The 21,773-nt window shown below is 55.2% G+C and carries 20 protein-coding genes and 2 pseudogenes; 11 read left to right on the forward strand and 11 right to left on the reverse strand.

The window, feature by feature from the left end:
* Window positions 1-42: 42 nt before the first annotated feature.
* The 4 genes and pseudogenes from O1721_RS15285 to O1721_RS15300 form a co-directional block, all read left to right on the forward strand.
* Window positions 43-441: pseudogene (locus O1721_RS15285) on the forward strand (DUF6904 family protein); the annotation flags it as partial.
* Between the two features lie 72 nt (window positions 442-513).
* Window positions 514-1,494, forward strand: a complete 981-nt coding sequence (locus tag O1721_RS15290; protein ID WP_000019445.1) for an IS5-like element ISKpn26 family transposase — start codon at window positions 514-516, stop codon at window positions 1,492-1,494.
* Window positions 1,476-1,670 (forward strand): hypothetical protein, encoded by a 195-nt coding sequence (locus tag O1721_RS15295; RefSeq protein ID WP_309148664.1) that lies wholly within the window; start codon window positions 1,476-1,478, stop codon window positions 1,668-1,670. The genes O1721_RS15290 and O1721_RS15295 overlap by 19 nt, the downstream gene beginning before the upstream one ends.
* Window positions 1,645-1,875 (forward strand): annotated as a pseudogene (locus tag O1721_RS15300) (DUF6904 family protein); the annotation flags it as partial. The gene O1721_RS15295 and the pseudogene O1721_RS15300, both read left to right, overlap by 26 nt.
* Before the next feature lie 28 nt (window positions 1,876-1,903).
* Here the strand turns inward: O1721_RS15300 and O1721_RS15305 are convergent.
* Window positions 1,904-3,307 carry an ISNCY-like element ISKpn21 family transposase gene (locus O1721_RS15305; RefSeq protein WP_001567368.1) on the reverse strand — a complete coding sequence of 468 codons (1,404 nt, stop codon included), beginning with the start codon at window positions 3,305-3,307 and terminating at the stop codon, window positions 1,904-1,906.
* Between the two features lie 278 nt (window positions 3,308-3,585).
* On the opposite strand from O1721_RS15305, the gene O1721_RS15310 reads away from it, so the two are divergent.
* Window positions 3,586-4,551, forward strand: a complete 966-nt coding sequence (locus tag O1721_RS15310) for an Ssp4 family T6SS effector (RefSeq protein ID WP_032648329.1) — start codon at window positions 3,586-3,588, stop codon at window positions 4,549-4,551.
* 15 nt (window positions 4,552-4,566) lie between these two features.
* Window positions 4,567-5,136 carry a hypothetical protein gene (locus O1721_RS15315; protein WP_032648331.1) on the forward strand — a complete coding sequence of 190 codons (570 nt, stop codon included), beginning with the start codon at window positions 4,567-4,569 and terminating at the stop codon, window positions 5,134-5,136.
* A 50-nt stretch (window positions 5,137-5,186) separates the two neighbouring features.
* On the opposite strand, the gene O1721_RS15320 is transcribed toward O1721_RS15315, so the two are convergent.
* The 3 genes from O1721_RS15320 to O1721_RS15330 all read right to left on the reverse strand — a co-directional run bounded on the left by O1721_RS15320 (window position 5,187) and on the right by O1721_RS15330 (window position 6,919).
* A complete protein-coding gene (locus O1721_RS15320) occupies window positions 5,187-5,672 on the reverse strand; it encodes a GNAT family N-acetyltransferase (RefSeq protein WP_003857133.1) in 486 nt (161 codons plus the stop codon).
* Window positions 5,660-5,926, reverse strand: coding sequence for a type II toxin-antitoxin system TacA family antitoxin (locus tag O1721_RS15325; protein ID WP_003857131.1), 267 nt, complete (start codon window positions 5,924-5,926; stop codon window positions 5,660-5,662). Before O1721_RS15325 ends, O1721_RS15320 begins: the two co-directional genes overlap by 13 nt.
* Before the next feature lie 63 nt (window positions 5,927-5,989).
* The gene (locus O1721_RS15330; protein ID WP_032648334.1) at window positions 5,990-6,919 is read right to left on the reverse strand and encodes a LysR family transcriptional regulator; all 930 of its coding nucleotides are present in this window, start codon (window positions 6,917-6,919) and stop codon (window positions 5,990-5,992) included.
* Between the two features lie 129 nt (window positions 6,920-7,048).
* Here O1721_RS15330 and O1721_RS15335 point away from each other — a divergent pair, with 129 nt between their 5' ends.
* The gene (locus O1721_RS15335; RefSeq protein WP_032648336.1) at window positions 7,049-8,431 is read left to right on the forward strand and encodes an MFS transporter; all 1,383 of its coding nucleotides are present in this window, start codon (window positions 7,049-7,051) and stop codon (window positions 8,429-8,431) included.
* 21 nt (window positions 8,432-8,452) lie between these two features.
* Here the strand turns inward: O1721_RS15335 and O1721_RS15340 are convergent, their stop codons facing one another.
* From O1721_RS15340 to O1721_RS15350, 3 genes are read right to left on the reverse strand one after another with little or no spacing between them, the layout of a single operon-like run.
* Window positions 8,453-9,448 carry a DUF2891 domain-containing protein gene (locus O1721_RS15340; protein WP_017382342.1) on the reverse strand — a complete coding sequence of 332 codons (996 nt, stop codon included), beginning with the start codon at window positions 9,446-9,448 and terminating at the stop codon, window positions 8,453-8,455.
* 9 nt (window positions 9,449-9,457) lie between these two features.
* The gene (locus O1721_RS15345) at window positions 9,458-10,444 is read right to left on the reverse strand and encodes a DUF979 domain-containing protein (protein ID WP_017382341.1); all 987 of its coding nucleotides are present in this window, start codon (window positions 10,442-10,444) and stop codon (window positions 9,458-9,460) included.
* Window positions 10,441-11,163, reverse strand: coding sequence for a DUF969 domain-containing protein (locus O1721_RS15350; protein ID WP_032648338.1), 723 nt, complete (start codon window positions 11,161-11,163; stop codon window positions 10,441-10,443). Before O1721_RS15350 ends, O1721_RS15345 begins: the two co-directional genes overlap by 4 nt.
* Before the next feature lie 224 nt (window positions 11,164-11,387).
* On the opposite strand from O1721_RS15350, the gene O1721_RS15355 reads away from it, so the two are divergent.
* The gene (locus O1721_RS15355; RefSeq protein ID WP_017382340.1) at window positions 11,388-11,936 is read left to right on the forward strand and encodes a winged helix DNA-binding protein; all 549 of its coding nucleotides are present in this window, start codon (window positions 11,388-11,390) and stop codon (window positions 11,934-11,936) included.
* Here O1721_RS15355 and glgX read toward each other — a convergent pair.
* Genes glgX through treZ form a run of 3 tightly spaced genes read right to left on the reverse strand, consistent with a single transcriptional unit; the run spans window position 11,933 to window position 18,276 of the window.
* Window positions 11,933-14,008, reverse strand: a complete 2,076-nt coding sequence (gene glgX / locus O1721_RS15360) for a glycogen debranching protein GlgX (RefSeq protein WP_032648340.1) — start codon at window positions 14,006-14,008, stop codon at window positions 11,933-11,935. The two genes, O1721_RS15355 and glgX, sit on opposite strands and share 4 nt — an antisense overlap.
* Window positions 14,009-14,023: 15 nt before the next feature.
* Window positions 14,024-16,492, reverse strand: a complete 2,469-nt coding sequence (gene treY, locus O1721_RS15365; protein WP_032648342.1) for a malto-oligosyltrehalose synthase — start codon at window positions 16,490-16,492, stop codon at window positions 14,024-14,026.
* Window positions 16,489-18,276 (reverse strand): malto-oligosyltrehalose trehalohydrolase, encoded by a 1,788-nt coding sequence (treZ, locus tag O1721_RS15370; RefSeq protein WP_045325019.1) that lies wholly within the window; start codon window positions 18,274-18,276, stop codon window positions 16,489-16,491. The genes treY and treZ overlap by 4 nt, the downstream gene beginning before the upstream one ends.
* A gap of 131 nt (window positions 18,277-18,407) precedes the next feature.
* Here treZ and O1721_RS15375 point away from each other — a divergent pair, with 131 nt between their 5' ends.
* From O1721_RS15375 to O1721_RS15385, 3 genes are all read left to right on the forward strand, one after another.
* Entirely contained in the window at window positions 18,408-18,935 is a 528-nt protein-coding gene (locus O1721_RS15375; RefSeq protein ID WP_032648345.1) for a GNAT family N-acetyltransferase, read from the forward strand.
* 111 nt (window positions 18,936-19,046) lie between these two features.
* Entirely contained in the window at window positions 19,047-19,931 is an 885-nt protein-coding gene (locus tag O1721_RS15380) for an SDR family oxidoreductase (protein ID WP_022651207.1), read from the forward strand.
* 107 nt (window positions 19,932-20,038) lie between these two features.
* Window positions 20,039-21,016 carry an MBL fold metallo-hydrolase gene (locus tag O1721_RS15385; protein WP_017382334.1) on the forward strand — a complete coding sequence of 326 codons (978 nt, stop codon included), beginning with the start codon at window positions 20,039-20,041 and terminating at the stop codon, window positions 21,014-21,016.
* Between the two features lie 116 nt (window positions 21,017-21,132).
* Here O1721_RS15385 and O1721_RS15390 read toward each other — a convergent pair whose 3' ends face one another.
* Complete coding sequence (locus O1721_RS15390; RefSeq protein WP_015570507.1) at window positions 21,133-21,717, reverse strand: nuclear transport factor 2 family protein; 585 nt, start codon at window positions 21,715-21,717, stop codon at window positions 21,133-21,135.
* Between the last annotated feature and the right edge of the window lie 56 nt (window positions 21,718-21,773).

Consider the following 21,773-nt stretch of genomic DNA (forward strand, 5'->3'; position numbering starts at 1 on the left):
GATAGACTTTCCTCCGACTGAAACAACAGGATGATTGAGCCCATGCTTCGATACGAGTTAACGCCGAACAATGCAGGTTTTATACTGTGGGGAGATTCAGAAGCCCTGAATGAATTACATGAACTCATTCATTACATCGTGGATGAAAGCCCACTGATTAAAGTTAAAGACGGATTTATGTTATCCCTTGCCTATGATATTCGTAAAGCACGGGAAGGTAATCGTCGTGTTGAGCAACATCAGTATGATCAACATGATACATATAAGCTTTATGGTGTTGAGCTTTTATGGCCTCTGGTCCTGGTACAGTCCTCAATACTCAGAAACTCAATGGGTTATATTCAGACAGACAAAAACCAGCTGTCTGTCATGTATGCCTTTGAATACCTGATAGAATCAGCATTAACAGAGTCTGAGAGAACAACGTCGAATGATATTATGCTAAGGAAGGTGCGAACAAGTTCCTGATATGAGATCATCATATTCATCCGGAGCGCATCCCAGAGGGACATCATGAGCCATCAACTCACCTTCGCCGATAGTGAATTCAGCACTAAGCGCCGTCAGACCCGAAAAGAGATTTTCCTCTCCCGCATGGAGCAGATTCTGCCATGGCAGAATATGACCGCTGTCATCGAGCCGTTTTATCCCAAGGCGGGCAATGGCCGACGGCCCTATCCGCTGGAGACCATGCTGCGTATTCACTGCATGCAGCATTGGTACAACCTGAGCGACGGTGCCATGGAAGATGCCCTGTACGAAATCGCCTCCATGCGCCTGTTTGCCCGATTATCCCTGGATAGCGCCCTGCCGGATCGCACCACCATCATGAATTTCCGCCACCTGCTCGAGCAGCATCAACTGGCCCGTCAATTGTTCAAGACCATCAATCGCTGGCTGGCCGAAGCAGGCGTCATGATGACCCAAGGCACTTTGGTGGATGCCACCATCATTGAGGCACCCAGCTCTACCAAGAACAAAGAGCAGCAACGCGATCCGGAGATGCATCAGACCAAGAAAGGCAATCAGTGGCACTTTGGCATGAAGGCCCACATTGGTGTCGATGCCAAGAGTGGCCTGACCCACAGCCTGGTCACCACCGCGGCCAACGAGCATGACCTCAATCAGCTGGGTAATCTGCTTCATGGAGAGGAGCAATTTGTCTCAGCCGATGCCGGCTACCAAGGAGCGCCACAGCGCGAGGAGCTGGCCGAGGTGGATGTGGACTGGCTGATCGCCGAGCGTCCCGGCAAGGTAAAAACCTTGAAGCAGCATCCGCGCAAGAACAAAACGGCCATCAACATCGAATACATGAAAGCCAGCATCCGTGCCAGGGTGGAGCACCCGTTTCGCATCATCAAGCGGCAGTTCGGCTTCGTGAAAGCCAGATACAAGGGGCTGCTGAAAAACGATAACCAACTGGCGATGTTATTCACCCTGGCCAACCTGTTTCGGGTGGACCAAATGATACGTCAGTGGGAGAGATCTCAGTAAAAACCGGAAATAACGCCAGAAATGGTGGAAAAAATAGCCTAAATAGGCTGATTCGATGTGTTTGCGGGAAAAAAATCGGCCCAGATCCGCGAAATTTTAATCAGCGAGTCAGCTTGGGAAGAAATGACCTGCTTATTCGCACCTTCCCTAACAGTAAAATATGCATCAGACTCTGATTTTAATTTCATTGAGGATAATATTGACAGCAGGTGCTGCTATTTTATCAGCCTATCTCCGGAGCAAAGAAAAAAGCAGTTAATCAGTATTGTTCGTTCTTTTCATTCATTATGGGGTAAGTATGCCCGTGAAAAGCAGGACATAAAGATGCTGAACGAAATGAATAATACATCATGGGTCTGGCCGGACAATATCAACTGGTGAGCAACCACTGTCCGGCCAGTGAGTACCATCAGCGGGCTCTTTTACCAAAAATGTCCTCTGAACGTGACTGAAGCTGTTTGAGTGCTTCGAGCATGTCATCATTATCCAGTGAGCGCTGGGATTTCTTCCCTTCCTGCTTTGGCCGTCGTCGGGAAGGGCCATCTCCAGCGGGAATTGACTGAGAGCGCGTGTTATCCCGCTTGCTCTGCACCAGACTGATAAACTCCAGGGTTCGGCCAAGACGCTTGTTATCGACAATCGCGCCCTGGTCGATTTCTGACAGTCGGTCGTAGGTAGAGTAGGGAAGTAGCGTACCGTTCAGGCGCAGCTCTTTTCTGCCATCAGGATAGTGATACACATCGATATATTTACCTATTGCACGGCGACTCAGTTCGCTGTCTTCAATCAGGTACAACATTTTATCATATTGTATCGTCAACGATTTTGAGACTTTACGTTTTTCACGAACAGTGAAAATAAGCCCCAGGTCCTCATCATGTTCTACAGCACGGTGTACGTCAAAATCATGTCGCGGTACTTTGCCAAAACGGCGGTTATAGTCAGCCATATAGGCCTCAGCGAAGTCATTTGCAGCCTCCATTGAACAAATGCCCTGTAACCGCAGCTCTTTGACCAGACGATCCTGTAAAGTGAGGTGAGCTCGTTCTACACGCCCTTTGGCGGGACTGGTTTCTGCACAGATAGTCTGGATGTTCAGTTCATGCATGGCTCGCCCAAACTGAGTATGCCCGTCTCCGCCTGTGGCGTGTTTATTGTTAACACGAAAAACACCGGCTTTATCGCTGTACAGTGCCAGCGGTTTACCATGCTTATCGATATAGCGCCGCGTGGCTTCGAAGTAAGAAAACGTGGACTCCGATTTAACAAACAACAGTTCCATCAGTTTGCTGGTTGCATCATCAACATAGACCAGCGCGGTGCAGGCCGGGCCACGGCCTTCAAACCAGTCGTGATCACAGCCATCTATTTGTATCAGCTCACCAGTACACGGACGCCGGTACCGTGGTTGAGGGATCCTTGCGGCACGTTGTTTACGGGGAACCCATAAGCCAGCCCGCACCATGATGCGCCGGACAGTTTCTTTGCCAAGAAACAGTCCGTGGAGTTCTTCGAGCTTTTCACGCGCCAGAGTCGGACCGAAATCAGCATAACGCGTCTTGATCAGTTCCAGAGCCTGATCTGCGAGCCCGGGTGGCAACTGGCGGTTACCACGCATGCCACATCGTCTGCTGGCCATACCAAGCGGTCCGCCTTCACGGTAACGGGCAAGAAGTCTGCGGCATTGCCTGTCGCTGATACCGAGGTGCTCGGCCGCACGGCGCGTTGTGATGCGACGTTCAATGACGTCCTGTATAATCTTGATCCGGTTGATCTCTTTCAAAGTAAACACTCCTGAGCTTTCTGCGCTCATGATATGCCTCCCGGTAGTTTAAACGGACCAGTGAAGCTTACCATAGCGCGGACATCTGAATTGAGCCACAGGCGGACATTACTATTGAGCCATTACATCTCTAGTGCGCATAATGTATATTATGTTAAATAACCTCCATAGGTCTGTTGTGATAATGAGTTTGTGATTTGATCGCTGAGTTAACGCTGCTATTATCTAAGTCTTAAGGTTGGAATCATAAGTTTTTCAATAAATTATCCTGCTAATTCACAGTCCTCACGGGATGAAGGAGCTCTCTGATGAATCTACCCGGTCAGCAGTCGCCTGACAGCACCCTTCCCTCTTATGATGTCTCTCGAAGCCTTGGCCTACAGGCCGGTACTGATATCGACTTTAAAAAGCTAGCCGCGCAGCTCGACTGTACACGTAACTTTTACAATGTCGGCATCATTTTCGATGATGGCAAGCAACGCTGGCTGGTTCGTCCGTCACGACGCATTGCTGATGTGAATCAGAGCACCGTCAGCCATGTGGTCATCAGTAAAATTCCGGATGCTAAGGAAACCAGTGCGGAAAAAGCCGTGGTGGCGACGTTAACCACGCCGTCACTTGCGACTGAAATCACTTCAACCGGTTTCGCCTGTGGCGCGATGATTGTTACGCTTGTCATGGCGTTTGGTGCTGGTGCGGCTGTGCCTTTTACCGCTGGCGGATCCGGCGTGATTGCGGCGATTAGCCTGTCCGGCTCGTTGGCTACGGGAGCACAATGCATGATTGGCGCGGGCCGTCTGCTGGCTATCCATAACGACCATGGTTCCGATGTTGCCTGGCTCGACAGCCAGGACTGGTACGTTGCCACCACAACGGTTCTGGATGTCATTTCGCTGACTGCGGCAGGAACCGCGCTACGAGGTACTTTAGAAACGTACAAGCTGATGAAAGCGGCATCTTCAGGTAAAGTTACCGCCTGGTTCCAGAGCATGAGCCGTGCCGAGCGTAAGCGCATCACGGAAGAGATTATTAAAGCGCAGAATCCAGGCATCTCCAGTGCTGGCGTAAAGGCCGCGATCCGTGCAGGTGTTTATCCGAAACGTTTCCCCAGCGAATCGTTACAAAAATCACTGCAGCGCGAGTTAATGAGTGCGGTCAACAACGCATCGGCCTTTGTGGGGAGTTCACTCACAGGGACTATCCGCAACCCACAAAATACCGTCCAGTCAGGGCGTTATGTAGTTGGTGTGCTGCAGTCATTTTTACCTAACTAAACGCTGAGTATATAAATGTTTAAAGTTTTAACCCGTCGCCTGCAATATTGTAACGAGGTGTCCGCCAGTATAAAAAATGCCGCCCCGACACAGTTGCAGCAGCTTAAGACGCAGTTGGCTGAAGATATGGTTAAGCCTGTGGGACTACATACCATGGGTATTCCGGCGGCGGTCAGTACGCTCGGGGTGATTGTCAGTTTCGCCATTCCGCAACTGTGGCTGGGGTATGGCGTACTCGCCGCACTCGGCCAGCCAGCAGAGCGCGTATTCGTGTGGGTCGTGCTGATCGCCCTGCTCTTCGCTGGCATCAACGGAGTGACGATGTTTATGATTGGCAAAGGTAGCATGCGTGCCGTGCGGTTACATCTTACGCTGGCGGTGCTAAGCCTGGTATTAACGGCAGCCTATCTGCTGGCCGCGCTGAGCGGTAATTCTTCTCCGGGCGTCAGTCTGACCGCGGCGCTGGTAAGTATTGTCATGCTTGGGCTTAGCGGTATCTGTATCCTCTCTACCGCTTTCTATAAGATGCTGCTATTTACTTTGCATAACAGAGTCTGGCGCAAGCTTATCAGCCAGACGCGCTAAACATTCATTCCATTAAAATCCCGCCGCTACGTGCGGCGATCCGACTATCGCTACTGGGGAAGCCGGAGAAACAGTGTCCGTTCCTGAGTCTGCGATGCTTTGAAACCATGGTGGATATAAAACGCTTTGGCTTCCTCAGTGAGTGCATGAACCATAATCGCCCGCACCCCGATATTCTCTGCTACACGATAACAGCGTAAAACCGCATCGTGGAGTAAATCGGCTCCCAACCCGTTTCCGCGTAACGAGACATCCACAGCCAGACGGGCAAGTATAATCACGGGAATGGGATCCGGCATGTTACGCCGCAGATTACCTGTCGCTTGCGTATGGTTAACGCTGCCGGTAGCCAGAGAGTAAAATCCCGCGACCTGCTTCGTGCCCGTTTTACAAACGACAAACGTTCGGGCTGCGCCGAGCGCCTGGTTTTTCAGACCTCTTTGTTTTAGCCATTCGTCAAGCACGGCCTCTCCGCTGACGAACTCCGCCAGTTGATGGACGCTGGATAAGGGCTCTGGTGCTGTTACACGTCCCACTGTGGTTTCCTTGCCAGCAGTTTTTCTATGGCAGGATCGTCCGCGACCGGGGCATCGAGCATGTCAATGAACTCTGCGTACTGTTCATCGTTAAAATTGAATACACGTCGATCGAGGATCACATTCTCGGCTGCCTGACAGGCCATCTCCAGAATGAAGTCCGTGCGTGATTTATGGAGGATCTCTGCGGCGGCATCGATAAGCGCCCGCTGGGATTCTTTGGCTCTGAGATTGAGTTGAACATCTGATTTCATAGGTATACCTCTTGTATAGCAATTGCTTTACAAGCATAGCATAAGCGCTGTGTATAGCAATCGCTATACAGAACCCTTAATCATGTCTGACCTCTCCACACCGCATATCGCAAGAATTTGCTCTCTCAGCCAGCGGTGACCAGGGTCGCGTTCCATTCTTGGGTGCCACATCTGCGATACCGTAATACGACGGCTTTTGAACGGCAGCTCGAACAGATGTACCTGGTCCGTTACCTGCTGATTGAGTAAATAGAGCGCGGGTATCATGGTGATAAGATCCGATTCCAGCGCCACGGACAGCGCCGTCGGAAATCCCGGTACGACGCTCGCGATTTTACGTTTTGTCCCCAGTTCGGCCAGCGCATCGTCAACGGAACCGTGCAACGCGCCCTCGGGTGACGCTACCACATGGCCCCAGGCGACATAATCCTTCACGCCTATTTCTGCCTGCTTAGCCAGCGGGTGTCCCTTACGCACGACGCCCACAAACCGATCCTCAAACAACCGTTGCAGCCGTATTTCAGGCCCCATATTGCTCTGGACGCCAATCTCCAGATCAACCAGCCCTTCCCGAAGATAGCGCGACGTTTTTTCCGGCTTAGGCGCGAAGCGTATACAGACGTCCGGCGCGGCGTCGGCCACAGCCGCTATGAGCGCAGGCCCAAACGCCACCACAAAACCATCGTTTGCCCTGATGGTAAAAAGACGCGCCAGACTTTGCGCGCTGAACGTTTCAGTTGAGGGCTGCAATACCGCCCTCGCCTCGTGCACTGCACGCCTGGCGCGATCCCGGGTCGCTTCGGCCCACGGGGTCAGTACCATGCTACGCCCGGCGCGCACCAGGATCGGGTCGCCTGTAACGTCGCGTAACCTGCTTAATGTCCGGCTCATGGCCGAGGTGCTGAGGTTCAGACGACGTGCTGCACCTGCGACACTCGCTTCGCTCAGCAATATGTCTAGTGCAATCAGTAAATTAAAATCAGGATCGGTCATAGCGCTCATTCCTGTACATTCAGATAAGGCGTTTCGTGCAACGATATAGTGCAAATGGTGCGCCTTCCGCCCTGTAAAAGCCATCTTTATAGTTTTGTCATCCATACACTCTTCTCAGAGGACAACATAATGACGCTCTTTTCCAGTCAACCCGGCGACGAAGGACTTCCCGGCCCGGCGCGCGCACGGGTGATGGCCGCAATTATGACCACCACCTTAATGGGCGTGTTTGATGGCACCATGATCAACATTGCCCTGCCCTCCATGGCTCAGGAGATGCAGGTACCTGCCAGTATTGCCGTCTGGTTCGCCAACGGGTATCTGCTGGCGGCTGCGATGACGCTGGCGATATTCGCGGCGCTTGCGGCCCGCCTGGGTTATCGCCCCGTATTTCTGGCAGGTCTGACGACCTTTACCCTGACATCACTGGGTTGCGCGCTGGCGAATACACCCGAAGTGCTTATCGGTATGCGCGTGCTTCAGGGGATCGGCGGCGCGGCGACGCTGAGTATTGCCCCCGCAATCCTGCGGTCCGTATTTCCCGGGCGATTGCTTGGCCGCATTCTGGGGTTGCACGCCCTGCTCATCGCCTCCAGCTCCGCTATCGGCCCGGTATTGGGCGGGACGATCCTTCACACCCTGAGCTGGCAATGGCTGTTTGCGATAAACGTTGTTCCCGGCACCCTCGCCTTACAGCTGGCGGTCAAAGCGCTGCCGCGGGATGCGGTTCGAAAGCAAGCGCCTTTCGACACCCCGGGCGCGATATTGTCGGCGCTGCTGTTGGGGTCGACGATCATGGCGGCGAACAGCCTCCAGGACTATCATCCCGGTAGCCTTTGCTGGACAATGCTCGCTGCGCTGAGCGGCATGGCGTTTATCTGGCAGATCCGCCGCGCGGATAACCCCTTACTGCCGCCGATGATGTTTAAAAATGAACGTTTTACCCTCGCGGCCTTCACGTCGATGATTGCTTTTGTCAGCCAGGGGATCACCTTTATTGCGCTGCCCTTCCTGTTTCAGAGCGAATACGGCTACAGCCCGGTGTTGTCTGCCCTGCTGTTTACGCCGTGGCCGCTAGGGATCGTACTGATTGCGCCGCATGCAGGCCGGTGGGCAGACACGATTTCAGCCCCGGCGATATCCACCCTGGGGCTGATGATTTTTGTCGTCGGTTTGATCCTGCTGGCAACATTACCCGACCGCCCTTCAGTGTGGGATATCTGCCTGCGGAGTCTGGTGTGCGGAGTGGGGTTTGGCTGCTTTCAGAGTCCCAATAACCGGGAAATGCTCTCCAACGTTATTCGTGAGCATGCGAGCTATGCATCCGGTGTTTTATCCATTATGCGCACGTTCGGGCAGTGTCTTGGCGCCGCCGCCGTGGCCGTTCTGCTGGCCGCAGATGAAAGGTCAATTCATGTTGCGCTGTGGGTCGCCGCCGCAGCTTCTGCGGTAGCGGTCGTCGTCAGCGCGAGCCGGTTGCGTAAAATCACTCATCCTGCGGAAACAGGATGAGCACGAAAATATAACTAAGCGCTACTCCAGCGCCAGCAGCGCAAAACTCGCCAGCCAGTGGCCGCCGCTGTAGTGACTGCCGACAACATGTTCCACGCTTGCCGAGAGATGGCGCGCAACGGCATCCTGTAACGCCTGTTGCGCCGGGTGGTTTTCCGGCAAAGCGCGGGCAATGTGCTTCATACACCACGCGCGGCTGAGGTTAAGCCCGTCCAGATGTGCGATTTTCGGGTCGGTGCGGTCGCTTACCTCAGCCGGGTTCATCAGCGCTGAAACGGCACCCACTTCAGGCAGAAACGCATCGAACCAGGCCGGGAAATTCTCTACCACCTTACTCATCAGTAACGCCTCGGTCAGCGCCCCGGAGATATACTCGTCGCCGCCCGGCTCATAATGCGCCGGATATTGCGTGTCCGTATGATAAAAGCGCGTCGCCGCGTCCAGGATCGCCTGTTCAAGCCCGTCATCCGTCACCGCCCGGGCATAATCCAGCCCCAGCGCGAGCGCAAACGCCGTGTTGTAATGTGTTCCGACGCGGATGGGATAGGTGAGCTTGCTGAGGTAATCCACCAGCCGCTGGCGAATATCCCGCGTTAACGGTTGCAGCGTCTGGTACCAGCGCTCCGCCTGTGGCAGTGACGACTGTTTCAGCTCCTGCGCCAGCGCCAGCAGCCAGCCGTAGCCATAAGGCCGCTCAAACGACGCGCGGAACGGCGCGGTAAAATAGGCCAGCTCCTTCGCCACCTTCTCGTCGATCAGGTGTTCTTCGAACAGAGTGATGATCTCTTCCCGGCACGGCAGTTCGGGCCAGAGACGCAGGCAGCGCAGCAGCAGCCAGTAGCCGTGCACCGCAGAGTGCCAGTCAAAACAGCCGTAAAAGATCGGGTGCAGCTCGCGAGGCGGCAGAACGTCGCCGTCATCGTTGAGCAGATGCATAATGTGGTTCGGGTATTCCTGACGTAAATAGGTCAACGGCATTCTGGCGAAGGCGTCAGCCTGATGTTGCGTTAATTCCATTGCAGCTCCTTAGCGAAACACGAGGAAATACATTAAGAACACGTTCACCACCAGCAGGGTTAACGCGGTCGGGATCTGGATCTTGATAACCTGATATTTGTCTTTTAGCTCCAGCAGCGCGGCGGGCACAATGTTGAAGTTGGCGGCCATCGGCGTCATCAGCGTGCCGCAATAGCCTGCATACATACCGATAGCCAGCAGCGGCGCCGGGTTACCGTGATGGACGTTAATCAGGAATGGCAGAGCGATACCGGCGCTTAACACCGGGAAGGCTGCGAAGGCATTACCCATGATCATGGTAAACAGCGCCATCCCCACGCAGTAAATCACCACCAGCATGAAGCGGCTGTCCGGGTTCACAAACAGGCTGACCACCTTTTGTACCGATTCGCCGGTATTCGCCACCACAAACACCCCGCCGAGCATGGCGAGCATCTGCGGCAGGATCACCGCCCAGCCAATGGTATCGACCAGCCGACGCGACTGACGCACCGCATGCAGCGGCGTACCTTTTGTTAGCCACCAGCCGGTAAGGATAGCCGCCACGCAGGCCACGCACAGCGCCGCCAGCGTAAGCTGTTTCTGGTCGAGCAGATAAACGCCGCCAATCGACACGCCTTTCAGAAACAGCGTCCCGATGACCGTTACCACGGGGATCATCAGTGCCGGTAAAAACAGCCAGTTTTTCAGCCGGTTCGACGAGGCAACACGCTCCTCCTCGGTGGACATTTTATAGTGCCCCTTCCCGACCAGCCCGAAACCGGCCAGCAGCGCAATCACGATAACGGCGCCGCCAATAATGCGATACGCCAGCGACTTACCCAGCTCCTGCACCATCAGATCGCCAAACAGGAAGATCCCGCCGAACAGAAACCAGAACAGCGCCGTGGTATAGCGTTTCGGGTTAGCGCGGTCGCGAAGGGTCATCACAACCAGCAGCATCACGACGAAGCCGATCAGGTAATACACGCGGTTAATGGTGATGAGGGTCATCATGGTGCGATCTCCTGCGTACCCTGCTCTGCTTTCCAGGCCATCACGTCGCGACGAATGCTGGCGTCGAGGCGCAGCAGACGCGTCATATGGATGATCAGTGCCGCAATAGCGGTCGGAATGGCCCACAGGCCGATATGCAGCGGTTCGATCCCCTCGATCCCGTTCTCTTTCAGGAACGCATCAATCAGCAGTACCGCGCCAAAGGCGATAAAGATATCTTCCCCAAAGAAAACCGCGATATTGTCACACGCGGCGGCATGGGCTTTGATTTTGTCGCGGATAGGCTGCGGCAGTTCGCCGTATTCATTCAGGGCCGCCCCTTCCGCCATCGGCGCCAGCAGCGGACGCACCGTTTGCGCGTGGCCGCCAAGGGACATCAGGCCCAGCGCAGCCGTCCCTTCGCGGGCGACAAAGTAGAGCATCAGGATACGCGCCGAGGTGGCGCTGGCGATCTTCGCGACCCAGGCCTGGGCGCGCTCTTTCAGCCCGTAATACTCCAGCAGGCCAATCACCGGCAGGATCAGAATGAAGGTGGCAAGCGATCGGCTATTCACGAACTTTTCGCCAAAGGTTTCCAGCAGCATACCGAAATCCATGCCAACCAGCAGGCCCGTCGCCAGCCCCGCCACCACGACAACCAGCAGCGGGTTGAAACGCAGTGCAAAACCAATAACCACCACCGGAATCCCGATAAGTGGCAACAGTGTAGAACTGTCCATAAACGTTACCCTATCCAAAGTGAGCGTTGCGCGCCGACGGCTATTTTTTATACTTCGCAGCAGAGCGAAGCCGGTGCATTACGGCGCGCGATGTTGTGTTTTGCGTCAGGCTCCACAGAACCTGCACTAAAAAGCTATATCTGAACGTCAAAAACATGTAAACAATTTATCAATAAAATGTTCTTATTTTATCGACGGGTTTACATTTCGGGGGAAGGATCGTTATGACAGTAAACAAAAAGACGACGGCGTTAAACCACGACGATATTGCGGACGGGCGAATCGTCTCCTCCCGTCATCTCGTCTCAGAGCGGTGTGCTGAATTATCAGAGCTGGAATATGCGCTGATCATGACCAGCAATGCGTTTAACAAATGGATGGTGCGCTGCATGACCGCAGCGGGTGAACCGGATATGGGGGCCTTTGACGTTTCGCTTCTGCACCACGTGAATCACCGCAACCGCAAGAAAAAGCTGGCCGACATCTGCTTTGTGCTGAACGTGGAAGATACCCACGTGGTAACGTATGCGCTGAAAAAGCTGGTCAAGGCGGGATATGTCACCAGCGAGAAAGCCGGAAAAGAGCTTTTTTTCTCCACCACGGAGGAGGGAAAAGCGCTGTGCATGAAGTACCGGGAGGTGCGGGAGGCCTGCCTGATCAACATTCATGCGGAAAGCGGCATTCCGGGAGCATCAATTGGCGAGACCGCGCAGTTACTCCGCGCGATCTCCTCCCTGTATGATACCGCCGCACGCGCGGCGGCCTCGCTTTAAGGACGGCGGAAAAGCGTCATACTCCGCCCGGCCAGTTCATAATCGACGGATTCCGTAATGATTTCCCCTGTGGGGGCCTCATCCGCCGTCGAAAGCTCCAGCACCCAACCCCCTTCGCCAAACTGCGGGATCTGGAATGGCACCGTACCTTCAAACGGGTTAAACAGCATCAGCACGTCGTGCCAGACGCCCTCTTCCTGCTCAAGATCGGGACGGCTGATGGCAAGACCAAGGGTGGAACCCTCGTCCCATTGTTCCGACTGCTGCGGTCCGCCACCGGCGTTAAACCAGCGGATCTCCAGCCCGTCGCGCCAGTTCTCACGTCGCAGCAGCGGCTGCGTCGCGCGCAGGGCAATCAACCGACGGGTAAAGTCGCGCAGCTTCTCGTCGTTCTCAGTGAGTCCTTCCCAGTTTACCCAGGAGATTTCGCTGTCCTGACAATAGCCGTTATTATTGCCCTTTTGCGTCCGGCCAAACTCATCGCCTGCCAGCAGCATCGGCGTGCCGTGGGAGAAGAAGAGCGTGGTGAGGAAGTTGCGCTTTTGCCGCTCGCGGGTGGCGATGATATCCGGGTTCTCCGTCGGCCCTTCTTCACCGTAGTTATACGACCGGTTATCGTTATGTCCGTCGTTATTATCTTCCCCATTATCGGCGTTATGTTTCTCGTTGTACGACACCAGGTCGTTCAGCGTGAAGCCGTCATGCGCGGTAATAAAATTGACGCTGGCCCACGGACGACGCCCGCGCAGATCGTACAAATCACCGGACCCTAACAGACGGGCGGCAAAATCGTTAGAGACGTTATCCCCCTTCCAGTATTCACGCACCGTATCGCGGTATTTATCGTTCCACTCACCCCAGCCTGGCGGGAAGCCCCCCACCTGATACCCGCCGGGGCCGATATCCCACGGCTCACCGATGAGCTTCAGCTTCGACAGCACCGGATCCTGGGTCACGGCATCAAAGAAGCCGCCGCGCGGATCGAACCCCTCCGGCTCACGTCCGAGAATGGTCCCGAGGTCAAAGCGGAAACCGTCAATCTGCATCGATTCTGCCCAGTAACGCAGGGAGTCCATGACCATCTGCAATACGCGCGGGTGTGAAGTATTAACGGTGTTCCCGGTGCCGGTGTCGTTGATGTAATACCGGTGCTGATCCGGCATGGTGCGGTAATAACAGAAGTTATCAATTCCCTTAAACGACAGGGTTGGCCCCAGCTCGTTGCCCTCCGCCGTGTGGTTATAGACCACGTCGAGGATCACCTCGATGCCCGCGTCATGATAGGCACGCACCATGTCGCGGAAACCCTGGATCCCCGCCGGGCCGTAATAGCGGGACGCTGGCGCAAAGAAACCGAGCGAGTTATAGCCCCAGAAGTTTTTCAGGCCGCGATCGAGCAGGTGCTGATCGTCAGGGAACCAGTGAACCGGCAGCAGCTCGACCGAGGTAATCCCGAGGCTTTTGATGTACTCCACCGACGCTTTATGCCCCATCCCCTCAAACGTACCGCGCAGTTCAGGCGGAATAGCCGGGTTAAGCTGGGTAAAGCCTTTTACGTGGCTCTCATAAACCACGGTATGCGGCCACGGGATATCGGGTCGGCGGGAGTCTTGCCAGTCGACGGCATTGGGGTCGATGACCTTACATTTGGGCGTAAACGGCGCGCTGTCTCGCGTATCAAAGCTGAGATCCAGCTCATCGTGTCCCAGCTCATAGCCGAAGTGGGCATCGTTCCACTCAATGTCACCCACCAGTTCACGGGCATAGGGGTCAATAAGCAGCTTATTGGGATTGAAGCGGTGACCGTTCTCCGGATCGTAAGGGCCATACACACGGTAACCATACAGCGCCCCCGGTTTCAGATCCGGCACATAGCCGTGCCAGACCTCATGGGTATATTCCGGCAGTTCCAGGCGGGCTATTTCTGTTTTTCCCGAAGGATCAAACAGACACAGCTCTACCCGCTCCGCGTGGGCGGAAAACAGAGCGAAGTTCACCCCTTTCCCGTCATAATTTGCGCCCAACTGCTGGCCATGACCGGCCCGAATTTCAAACGTTGTATCCTTTGGCATTTTTGTTCTCCTCGATTAGTCGCAGGTAAGCAGAACCAACAAACATCCCTTTTCAGACGTTAAATCCAGCGTCTCTGGCAGAAGGCGGCGCTCACCGGTAAACAGATCCCGGTAGTGCTTCCCGGCCAGCTCCTGGGGTATGGCCACCGTAGTATTGGCCCACAGCATCGCATTGTCGGTGACGTCAAACACCAGACGCGGCACGGCGACGATCAGCGCCTCGTCATCTTTTATGCGGGCATAAACGATCAGATTCTCTTCCCGCTCGCCGGTCACCTTCAGCGGCAGCCAGTCGCCGTAGCGGAAAAGCGCGGGGTAATGCGGCCGCAGCCGTAACAGCGTGGCGGTGACGTACTGCTTCACGCTGCCCTCTCGCCAGCGTTGCGCATCGTTAAAAATGGTTCCATCCGCTACGCTGAGGTTTTCCGCCAGCGCGGTGAAATCCGGTTCGCGGCGGTTATCCGGGTCGACCAGGCTGAAGTTAAGCCCTTCGCTGCCCTGGTAGATGTCCGGTACGCCTGGCGCAGTCAGCTTGATCACCGTCTGGCTCAGGCTGTTCATTAACCCAGCCCGAATAAACGGCTGGAGTGCGGCACTGAAATCACGCAGGAACAGGGTGTTATCCGGGGAGAGCAGATGGCGCACGTAGTCCAGCACCACGCTCTCGTACCCTTCGTTGCTGTCGATCCAGTCGGTACGCTGCTTGGCCTCGCGCAGGGCTTTCTCAATAAAGCCGAGGAAACGCTCTTCCAGTGACTTAAGACCATCACGATCGTCTGGCGACAGCGTGGCTGGCCAGACGCCCGCCAGCGCCTGGAAGATCATCCAGGTGTCGGCGGCGTTCGGCGCGGTGCCGTCGTTGAGGAATCGGACCTGCGTCTGGTTCATCTGCCGCCAGCGCGCCAGGTTTTCCCCCCACAGATCTGGCGCTTCCGTCAGCGTGTATAGTCGCGCTCGCGCATCCTCGCCGCGTTTGGTGTCGTGGGTGGAGGTTCCCAGCAGCGCATCGGGCTGGCGGGCAAGACGAATGCGCATCTCCTGATGAAAACGGGAAAGTGAAAATGCGCGCGGCGTCGGGTCAGCGCCGACTTCGTTCAGGGCCAGCTCCAGGTTATGGCGGAAGAACAGCGTATCCTCTACCGATTTCGCCATCAGCGGCCCGGTCAGTTGCTGAAAACGGGTGCGGAAAAGCGAGGCCAGCGCGTGGTCATCCTCAGGCAGATCGCCGGTAAGAATACGCACGATCAGGCTGAGAGCGGGTTCAGAGGCGTTGACGCTGGCGACCACGCGACTGAGCAGCGCCACATCCGGTGGCGTCAGCCCCTCTCCGGTGCCGTAGGTGCGATACACCGGAAACGCGATAAGCAGCTCGCGCAGGGCATGGCGGATATCCTCATGCTCCACTTCGGCGCCGTTATGCCCGGCCAGCTCGCTGGCGATTTTGAGCAGCGTGGTAAATTCACCTTCAAAATTACGATCGGTCATCAGCCCTTTGGCTTTGCGAAGTTCCGCCTGCCTGTCCACGGTCGTACCCAGCGTCTCGTCGTAGAGCGTCTCCAGTCGCGAGAGGTTGGTATCATCCACCAGCACTTCCGCCAGCGAGGCAATAAACTCATAGCCCGTAGTACCCGAGACCGGCCACTCCGGAGGAAGCTGTTCCCCTTTGGCGAGGATCTTCTCTACCGTGATGTAGCAATCCGGTCCGGTCGCCGCACGCAGGCGCTGCAAATAGCCCAGCGGATCGGCAAGCCCGTCCACATGGTCAATGCGCAGGCCGTCGACAACCCCGGCGTGAACAAGCTCAAGGATCAGGCGGTGCGTGTCTGCGAAGACCGCCTCATCCTCTACCCGCACGCCGACCAGCCCGGTGATTTCAAAAAAGCGCCGCCATGAAAGCTGTTTCGGCGCTTCCCGCCAGGACATCAGCCGCCAGCTTTGCGCCTCGTGGATCTCAGCGATGCTCTTGCCTTCGGCATACGTGCCGGGATTAAGCGGATAGGCGGTATCATAGTAAACCAGCGCTGCGCTGTTGGTGACACTGTCACGTTTTAAGGTGAAAGCCCCCCGCTCTAGCTCGGCTACAAAGGTGTCGCCAAGAAACGGCAACGTCAGCGGTCGGGACCAGTCGATATCAAAATATGCCGCATAGCGGCTCTGCCTGCCTTGTTCTATAACATCGCGCCACCAGCGGTTTTCCAGCGAGGTCGACATATGGTTAGGAACGATATCCAGAATCAGCCCCATCCCCGCCTGTTTCAGCGCTGCCGCCATGCGGTCAAACCCTTCCCGCCCGCCAATCGCCGGGTCGATTTCGTTGGGGTCGGTCACGTCATAGCCGTGGGTGGAATCCGTGGTTGCGGTGAAAACAGGCGACGCGTAAAGATGGCTAATTCCAAGGTCTTTCATATACGGAATCAGGTCCACCACGCGATCGAAGGTCATGCCGTTGCGAAACTGAATTCGGTAAGTAGAGGAAGGGATCATAGCGCTGCTTCTCCATCAGCTAAGCGAACAATAATGCTGTTTGGCGGCAGGTTATCGACTGCCTCCGGCCAGCTAAAGATCGTTTTTCCGGGCAGGTTCGGTAAGGCGAGCGGCTTTTTGCCGATATTCAGCGCCAGCGACAGCGTACCGGACGGGAAACGCCAGCTCACGGCAACCATGCCGAGCGCCGTTTGCAGGACGTTACCCTCCACGGCGCCCCGCTGTTTCAGTAGCGGGACGATAAAGCGCTGACGCAGCGCAATCAGTTCGCGCGTAGCGTGCAGCCACGCCCTGCCTTCCTCCGTGTCTGCCTTGTTCCAGTCAAGCTTCGACCGCATAAAGGTATTTACGTCATTGGGGTCCGGTACGGTTTCATCGTGCCCGGCATGGCCGGTAAACTCTTTCGCGCGCCCTTCCCGCACGGCTTTCGCCAGGTCGCCGTGGAAGTCGGTGAAAAAGAGGAACGGATGCGTTTCGCCATACTCCTCGCCCATAAACAGCAGCGGAATATGGGGCGACAGAAGCAGCGCCGCAAACAGCACACGCGTTTTATCCGCGCCTGCCAGAGAGATAAGCCTCTCCCCCTGGGCACGGTTGCCGACCTGGTCGTGATTCTGAATAAAATCGACAAAAAACTGAGGAGGTTGCTCGCGACACTCTACCCCGCGCGATTTTCCGGTCTGAAGCGAGATTTCCCCCTGGTAGACAAAGCCCTCTGCCAGCGCCCGCGCCAGTTTTTTCTCCGGCTCAAAGGCAAAATCCTGATAGTAGGCGTGTGATTCCCCGGTCGCGAAGACATGCGCGGCGTTGTGAAAATCATCATTCCATTCGGCGGTGAAAAGCGGCGTCTGACCATGTTCATCGCGCGGATGCAGAAAAATCACGTTGCGACTGTCTTCGGTGGTCAGATGGATATGCCGATCCGGAAATGCGTCGCGGATCCGTTGCGCTATCTCGGGAAGAATATGGGTCTCAGCGTCGTCATGGATCTGGTCGATGGCGTCGAAGCGCAGACCGTCAAGATGATACTCCGAGAGCCAGAATAACGGCGCCTCAGCGATGTATTGCCGGACGGCCTCAACCTCATAGGCAATACCGTTGCCCCACGGGGTCATACGATCCTGATGGAAAAACGCCGGTGAGAGCAACGGCAGGTAGTTCCCTTCCGGGCCAAAGTGGTTGAGTACGATATCCAGCACCACGGAAAGCCCGAGCGCGTGGGCGGCATTGATGAAGGCATGAAAATCATCCGGTGTGCCATAAGCCGAGTGCGGGGCATACAGCAGCACGCCGTCATACCCCCACCCGCGCGCGCCCCCGAACTGGGACACGGGCATCACTTCCAGTTGCGTAATACCCAGTTCGGCCAGATAAGGCAGTTTGTCGATGGCCGCCCTGAAGGTTCCTTCCCCGGTGAAGGTGCCGATATGCAGCTCGTAGATCACCGTCTCTTCCCACGGTCGTCCTTGCCATTCCCGCTGAGTGGGCAGGCTGCGACGCGGGTCGATCACCACCGACGGGCCGTTGACGTCAGACTGCTGCGCGCGCGAGGCCGGGTCCGGCACCGCCATTCCATCCTGTAAAACAAACTGATATGTCGTACCGTGCCTGACGCCGGGCACATCAATCTGAAACCAGCCGTCGCCCACCGCCGCCATGGGAATGTCGGTATCGGTTAAACGCAACGTAAGATCTTTTTGCCCTTCTGCCCAGACGCGAAAACGTACAACGTCATCGGAAATAAACTCAGCACCCCAGTGCCTGCGACATGTTCTGAATTCCATTCATTGTCCTCGAATGACCACATTCTACGCGGAACGAAATACAAGCTTAGACCAGGATCTACAGAGTGTTATGCCAGCAGGGTATGCCGCTTCGTCTATTATCTATTTATTACTCCCACTTAAGGAATACTATGCATATTCGAAAAGGATTAAGTACCGACCTCGCCCGTCTTGAATGTTGTGATTTTTCTTTCACGGTTGAGGAGATTGCCAGAGAGCCATTTCTCAATGGTGATTTGCATATCGAGGCGCTGACCGAACCTTATCTAAAAACCTATGAACTTGATCTCCAGACGCTGGAAAATCATTGTGTTAATCCGGATTCAATATTTCTTATCGCCGAAACGGATGACGGTGAAATCGCCGGTTTTATTACCGCGTCCTGCAACTGGAATAAATTTATTTCGGTGGATTACATTGCCGTGGAGCGTTCAAAACGCCGTACGGGCGCGGCGCACAAGCTGATGTCCGCCACCCACGTCTGGGCGCGAAGCCTCAATGCGCCCGGGTTACGGCTGGAGACGCAAAACGTTAATGTTTCTGCCTGTCTGTTCTATCGTCACTATGGATTTATTCTGGGCGGTTACGATCGCTATCTTTACAACGCCCTGCCGGAAAAAGATGAGGTCGCCCTTTTCTGGTATTACATGCTGGCTTGAGAAAATATTTTATATCCGCTACCGGAAGATAGATTTGTCTGAATTTGTCAATTTTGCCCGCTTACGTTTAATTAACGACTAATCTTGGAATTCACTATTAAGGAGGCCGGTATGTCTACAGGAAATAATCACACGCTGCATTACCCTCGTCCACCGTTTGCTGAACAACCGCAAAGGGCCCCCGGGCTGGCATCGGAAATGAAGCCAATACCGGATCATGGTGAAACAAGTTATATCGGGTCTGGAAAACTGGCAGGAAAAAAAGCGCTGATTACCGGCGGTGATTCCGGAATTGGTCGTGCGGTAGCGATCGCCTATGCCCGAGAAGGTGCAGATGTCGCTATTGGCTATTTGCCGGAAGAGGAGTCCGATGCGGCATCGGTCATTGCGCTGATTCAGGCTGAAGGCCGTAAGGCGGTCGCCATTCCGGGCGACATTCGCGTTGAGTCGTTCTGCGATACGCTGGTGGAAAAAGCCGTCGCGGAACTGGGTGGCCTGGATATCCTGGTGAACAATGCCGGACGCCAGCAGTACTGCGAATCGATCGACGATCTCACCACGGCAGATTTTGACGCGACGTTTAAGACCAACGTCTATGCCCCCTTCTGGATCACCAAAGCTGCGCTGCGCCATTTGCAGGAAGGCGCCGTGATCATCAACACCACTTCCGTTCAGGCGTTTAAACCGAGCGCGATACTGGTGGACTATGCGCAGACCAAAGCCTGTAACGTGGCCTTTACCAAGTCTCTTGCCCAGCAGCTGGGACCGCGTGGCATTCGGGTGAATGCCGTCGCGCCAGGCCCATACTGGACGCCTCTTCAGTCCAGCGGCGGCCAGCCGCAGTCCAAAGTTCAGAAGTTCGGGGAAGATACGCCCCTGGGCAGACCGGGCCAGCCGGTTGAAATCGCACCGCTGTATGTACTGTTTGCCTCCGATACCTGCTCATACGCCTCCGGGCAAGTGTGGTGCTCTGACGGCGGTACTGGCGTACTGTAAAACATCCTCTCAGACCTATCCATTCCATGGATAGGTCACATTCACTTCCCTGTTGTTCTCAAAAATCTCAGTTGAACTATGATGAACTTACTATTGAGGAGCCCATCATGTTTACTGTGAAAAAACTTGCGTTATCAACCCTGTTGACCGGTTCGGTTTTATTCTTTCCCGCGATCCACGCGGTGGCCAGCGTTCCGCAGCATGTGGTGAAACAGCAGGCCGGCGGCTACAGCGTTCAGGTTGGCGATACGATTGTCACCGCCTTTACGGACGGCAGCGTGCCGCAGGACCTGCACGCCTTACTGCGCCGGACGACGGCGGAAAATACCGATGCGTTACTGGCCAAAAACTTCCAGGCCAATCCGGTGGAAGCATCGATTAACGCGTTCTATATCGCTATGCCCGGCCACAAAATTCTGGTGGACACCGGCTCCGGTCAGCTCTTTGGCCCCGGCAAAGGCGGGCGGCTGATTGAAAGCCTGGCGACGCAGGGTATCAGGCCGCAGGACATCACCGATATCCTGATCACCCACGCGCACTCCGATCATGCAGGCGGCCTGGTCAAAGACGGTCAGCGCGTATTTACCCGCGCACAGGTGTATGTCGGCAAACCGGATATCGATTTCTTCTTTAACGACGAGAACCAGAAAAAATCTGGCTATGACCAGAACTACTTCGACGTCGCGCACAAGACCTTAAAGCCCTATCTGGATGCCGGAAAAGTGAAGACTTTCTCCGGGACGGAACAGCTTCTGCCGGGCATCAGCGGTACGGTTCACCCGGGCCACACCCCAGGGTCCGCGTTCTACACGCTGGAGAGCAAAGGTGAAAAAATTACCTTTGTCGGCGACATCATTCACGTTGCCGCGGTTCAGTTCCCACAGCCCAACGTGACGATTGCTTACGATGAGGATCAGGACGGAGCCGCCCGGGTACGCAACGCAGCGTTCGCTGAGTTTGTGAAAAACAAAGATCTGATTGCGGCGCCACATCTGCCTTTCCCCGGGATCGGGTATGTGAAGAAAGGTGAGCGGGAAGGCTACGCGTGGGTTCCGGTGACCTATACCAACCGGGACGCCCAATAAGAGAGTCTCTGCGTCCCAGGCTAAATATTTCAGCCTGGGACCGCTATCTCACGCCCAGGGCCCCGCGGCCGGGTATTAACCAGCCGGCGAAATCTGTTCGGCCTGTGCTCAACCTGTCAGACAGCCAGCCATTTTTTTGCGTTCGCTTTCATATTCGCTTCTAGTTCACTGTCACGCGTGGCAAATACGCGGCCGAGGGGAAAACCGCTTTGTTCCAGCAGATAAGCTAGCGCGGCATATTCCCGCGGATAGTTGGCAGCAATTTTTGAATCAATCTCAACCGGGCCCAGCGGAAAGGTGAAAATACCCATGTCGTAGATGCTCTGGCGATGGAACAGCTTCCATACGCCCTCTCTCTTTTCTGCCAGATCGTAGAAACGATTGTGGCATTCGCATCCAATATTAAGTTTTATATTTTCAGCGATGATCATCGCATTGGTTTCAAGAATCGCTTTGTCGCCGCGGTCGTTAAAAGTGACGACGGGCGAGCCAATCATATGTTTTGTGCGCAAATCTGAAGCGCCCATACGCATGGAACCCTCGACAAAATCGCTCGCGAGCCCTTCGAACCACGTAATTTCGATTGTGCCGTCCGGATGAAAAAGATTACGCAGCTGCTCCCATTCGCCCAGGTCGCGGTGCATCCAGCCATTCATGAGGTCGTTAAGATCCTGACGGTCTTGCAGTTGGTGAGTTTGCATTGTTTGGTTCCTGTTTGAGTTGATGCGTTCAGTTTGGCCGTGAAGCGGTTTATACT

This window comes from Enterobacter cloacae complex sp. HYC033_NIDB (genome assembly GCF_056673335.1).